The organism is Bacillus sp. JJ1773 (assembly GCF_036962035.1).
In the GTDB taxonomy this organism is placed as follows: domain Bacteria; phylum Bacillota; class Bacilli; order Bacillales; family Cytobacillaceae; genus Cytobacillus.
Window position 1 is genome coordinate 1 of sequence record NZ_JBALNX010000017.1, and the last position, 4,213, is coordinate 4,213.

Annotated in this window: 6 protein-coding genes; 3 read left to right on the forward strand and 3 right to left on the reverse strand. The window is 34.2% G+C overall.

All coding sequences use genetic code 11. The features are described 5' to 3' along the window. Positions 1–705: 705 nt before the first annotated feature. The 3 genes from V7127_RS03800 to V7127_RS03810 are packed head-to-tail and all read right to left on the reverse strand — an operon-like array spanning position 706 to position 2,571. A complete protein-coding gene (locus V7127_RS03800; protein WP_335483690.1) occupies positions 706–1,899 on the reverse strand; it encodes a DUF2812 domain-containing protein in 1,194 nt (397 codons plus the stop codon). Then, positions 1,892–2,191: a PadR family transcriptional regulator gene (locus tag V7127_RS03805; RefSeq protein ID WP_335354744.1), complete on the reverse strand. Its 300-nt coding sequence runs from the start codon at positions 2,189–2,191 to the stop codon at positions 1,892–1,894. The genes V7127_RS03800 and V7127_RS03805 overlap by 8 nt, the downstream gene beginning before the upstream one ends. Positions 2,192–2,250: 59 nt before the next feature. Further along, entirely contained in the window at positions 2,251–2,571 is a 321-nt protein-coding gene (locus V7127_RS03810; RefSeq protein ID WP_335483698.1) for a DnaB-like helicase N-terminal domain-containing protein, read from the reverse strand. Positions 2,572–2,892: 321 nt separating this feature from the next. On the opposite strand from V7127_RS03810, the gene V7127_RS03815 reads away from it, so the two are divergent. Genes V7127_RS03815 through V7127_RS03825 form a run of 3 tightly spaced genes read left to right on the forward strand, consistent with a single transcriptional unit; the run spans position 2,893 to position 3,952 of the window. Next, positions 2,893–3,255, forward strand: a complete 363-nt coding sequence (locus tag V7127_RS03815; RefSeq protein ID WP_335483693.1) for a DUF2089 domain-containing protein — start codon at positions 2,893–2,895, stop codon at positions 3,253–3,255. A gap of 15 nt (positions 3,256–3,270) precedes the next feature. Further along, positions 3,271–3,660 (forward strand): SHOCT-like domain-containing protein, encoded by a 390-nt coding sequence (locus tag V7127_RS03820; protein ID WP_335483695.1) that lies wholly within the window; start codon positions 3,271–3,273, stop codon positions 3,658–3,660. A 10-nt stretch (positions 3,661–3,670) separates the two neighbouring features. Further along, entirely contained in the window at positions 3,671–3,952 is a 282-nt protein-coding gene (locus tag V7127_RS03825) for a hypothetical protein (protein WP_335345378.1), read from the forward strand. Positions 3,953–4,213: the final 261 nt, after the last annotated feature.

The following is a 4,213-nucleotide window of genomic DNA, read 5'->3' on the forward strand; positions in this document are numbered from 1 at the left end:
TGCATCATTTTTTAGAAAATACTAGGAATGTCTCTTTCTTAATGGACATTCCTTTTTTATTATTCTGATAAAATGTAATATCCACCAATTTCCATTTAACTTGGGTAATCCACAATTATGCTAATCTTAATTGTCTACTAAAAATTGTCTTGTTGTAAGTGATGAAAAATATTTCATATAATCTTCAACTAATTCATAGTATCTTTCTTCTGTAAGATTTGCTAACACAGCCACATATTCTAGATCTTACATCGTACCGCCTTGATATTATAGGGATGCCTCTTTTGCCGTATCATCTCGATTGGTTATCCAATTCCGTTGTTCTTTTCTCAACTGGTCCATCTCTTCTGTAGACATACTACAAGTAACATTACAATTATTATTTCCCTATTTATTTTCATAATATAGCCCTTCCATTAACAATTAGCTTGTGTCCTTTCAATTACTTCTGGCAGCATTTCAGTAATCTGCTATAACTTCAAACTTTTGCTAGCAAGGTATTATCGATTCTAAAAGTGTAGTTATTTTTGTTATTATCAATTCAAAATTCTCCCTTAAACTTATTTTCATCGAGATCGCATTCATTCACTCCAGCTTTAATGTTGCGGATATAACAAAAATATTCCCATCCTTTGTCTAAAAATAAGAAATATTAACAATATCATAGATGCTAAATAGCCTAATTTCTAGATTCAAATTCTAGTATTATTCTGAAATTAGCTCCATCTTCTCTACTATGTTTTCTATTACTGAATTTATATTTGCATAACCATGATAACGAACATATATGACGGCTTTTCCCTTAGAAGCAAACACTTCTTTCGACTCTTCTTCCTCATGAACAATCAAAAGATCCAAATCTGGATGCTTTGTTTCAACAAACTCTCTATGACTATTTTCATAACTATATCTTTTCATTAAATCAGAAATCAGATGATCCGCTATAGATGGAACACTGAGCTGAAAAACCCTTGTATGAATACTTGGTGAATATTCACCACTACCGTCCTCCCACATTTTTCCCGGGACTACCCCGTTTTCATCTGTATCATATTGCACTGGTGCCAACGGACTCCAATCAAACGAATACCGATTATCCCAATCAACATTATCTCTCATATATGAAGATTCCCCCCGAACCAAAGCAGGATTCTGCTCTACATCTGCTAATCTGACAATCGGTAAGTCAAGACTTGCTTCTGGCAATGTTTTTGTATAACCTTTTACAAGCTGTGTGAATGGAAGTATAGCACTCAATCCAACAACGATTGTAAAAAATAAAGCTATAATAGAATTTAATCGATAGTGCCTCTTCCAAGGAGCATGATGATCAATAGGTTTTCCTTCGATCAGATCTTTTCGCAAAACACGAATGGATATAGCTGCTTGCAGCGATGTATAGGCCATATATCCAAAGAAAATGGTTAAAACAGTTTGTTGAATAACCATCCCTTCGACCAAAATGAAGGTAGGTGTCCCATCGAGAAACCAAATAGAAAACAACATACCGATCATTAAGATAATTGCAGCTACAGTTATACATGCATTCTTAGCTAATTTCTTATCTAGTTTCTTTAATGTATAAGATTGTTCTGCGGGGTCTGTATGAATCTCTGGTGCATTAAGCTCAACAGGGGATGAAAATACGTGAAAAAAATTATAGCTCGTCACATAGTCCCATCCACTTTCAGCATACATCTGTATTTGTTCTGGTGTGATCTTCATAGATACATCAATTCTGTACCTCATTTTTTGGGGCTCACCTTTAACAAATTCGGCAAAATGCAGTCTCATCCTTTTCAGTTGGAATCCCTCAGCAGCCATATCTGCAAACCAGCTTTCATGCTCCCCGATTCGCCAATAATCACTGGGACGAAGTTTGTAGACAGTCTTATTCATTCTCTTCACCTTCTTCTAAAATATTGCCGTCTTTTATCAAGGATTTTAATCTCCTATACTCTATGCGCAGAGCTTGTTCTCCTTCTGGTGTAATTTGATAAGTTTTTCTTCGGCCATCATCTTCTTCTAATGAAATAAGACCGTCTTTTTGCATTCGTGATAGTACTCCATAAAGTGTCCCCGGTCCCATTTTTACTCTGCCATTCGAAACTTCTGTAATTGCATGCATAAGCTGATAACCATGGTTTGGATGCATCAGTGCTAGCAGTACATAATACATTGCTTCGGTCATCGGCCCTCCATTATATGCCATTTTTATACAAACCTTCTTTCATTCTTCAACATATTATGTTATACGATATATCGTATAACATAATAGTAATTTGTTAAACACTTTTTGTAAATACAAAATATGGTGTAAAAAACCAAATCTTTAAAACTTGTACCTATGTACACCAACGCTTGCAAGATTTCCCCGTCCATCTCTTCTAAAATAGAAATCATGTCAATCGGCTTCCCATTCTCATTAAGACGCTTAACAATTGCAAATAGCCGCTGCAATTCTTTCATGTGAAAATGATCAGTTCTTAACGTACATTCCTTTACTAACCCTTCCTTCAAGAAGAACGAACCAACGACCACCTCTTCCGCTTTCTGATTAAAGAGCCCTATCTACTGTATTAGACCTCATCTCGCCTAATCCCCTATATTCCTCTCATTTTCGCAAGCTCCCTCTCCACTACTTGGTTTATAGTACATATGTAAAATATGTGTCGTATCATCCCTTCGGATGGCACGTGAATTTTAAAAAAAACTCATTTACAACTATTATGGCAAATATATTACTTTACGAATGACGAAAATGAAAACTTAATAATATTAAACAACAAATTAATATTATTTATTTTTTGACCAAAAAAAATTAAGTTTTATTATTTATTTCTTTGATTTCTTGTTGTATAATCAAATCATCAAAAAGGAAGGATTTTCATTATGGCATATCAAGTAATTACAAATTGTCCTGTCTGCAGTAAAACTTTAAGAATTACAAAGTTGCAATGCACTCATTGTCACACTACGATTGAAAATGAGTTTGAATTATCTAAGCTGGCATCCTTATCAAAGGATCAGCTGCATTTCGTAGAAGTATTTTTAACATCCAGAGGGAATATCAAAGAAGTTGAAAAAGAACTGGGGATTTCGTATCCAACGGTCCGAAGCAAGCTAACAGACATCATTACATCCCTTGGATATGTGCAGAAGAAGAAAAATGAAGTAGACGAGAAAAAAGTTGTCACCATGTTGGAAAATGGCGAAATCACCCCAGAAGAAGCCATTAAGCTCTTAAAAGAGTAATAGGAGGAATGGATCATGAAAGACGAAATTACAAGAGTGTTAACAATGGTTCAAGAAGGGAAGATTGATGCAGATAAGGGTTCAGAACTGATTCAAGTATTAAAAGAGAAAGAAGAAACAGGTAATAAGCTTTTTGAAAAACCAGCTAAATATTTAGATAAAACATTAAAAATTCGTGTTGTATCAACCGAAAATGATAACGTCACGGTCAATTTGCCTATAAAACTTGTCAAGGCAGTATTAATGGCTGGACACAGCATCGCAGCGAGTATTCCTCAATCGGAAAAATACGTTAAAGATATAGACATAAACCTTATTATTGAAGCAATCGAAAACGAATTAGATGGCCAAATTGTTGATATTAAATCGGCAAACGGGGATTCCGTTTCGGTCATCATTGATTAGTGGTTAGCTTATGATGCATGTAAAAGTGAAAGCAAAAGACGTTCGGTTTACCATCCCAATTCCATATGCTATTTTAAACATTGTTATTTCCATTTTGTCTTCAAAATTTCTTCAGCAAAATGTAAACAAATGGACAAAAGAGCACTTCGAAAGAAAAAAACTGGACTTTACCTTTCCACTAATAGACAAAAATACCCTAAACCCTATCGTCGAGGAACTGAAAAATTATAAGGGGTTCGTGCTAGTAGATGTCAAAGCTAAGGACGGTACTGAGGTTAAGGTTAGACTATAATTTATTTTCTAATACACTTGGTACTTTGAAAAAAAAGCTTAATTTTCTCGCTTACAATACCGTGAAAATTGTAAAAAGAAAATATAGTTATTAAATTTAATAGCTCTAACTAGTATAACCCCGTTCTAAATTATTGGACGGGGTTAAAAATATAGTTATTTAATTTCAGTAAAAATCTTCCACTGCTAACAAAGGAAAAGATGATGAAAATTATTTTTTTACATAATGAAGCATAGCAAGTTGCACTAATTTTTCTACTTT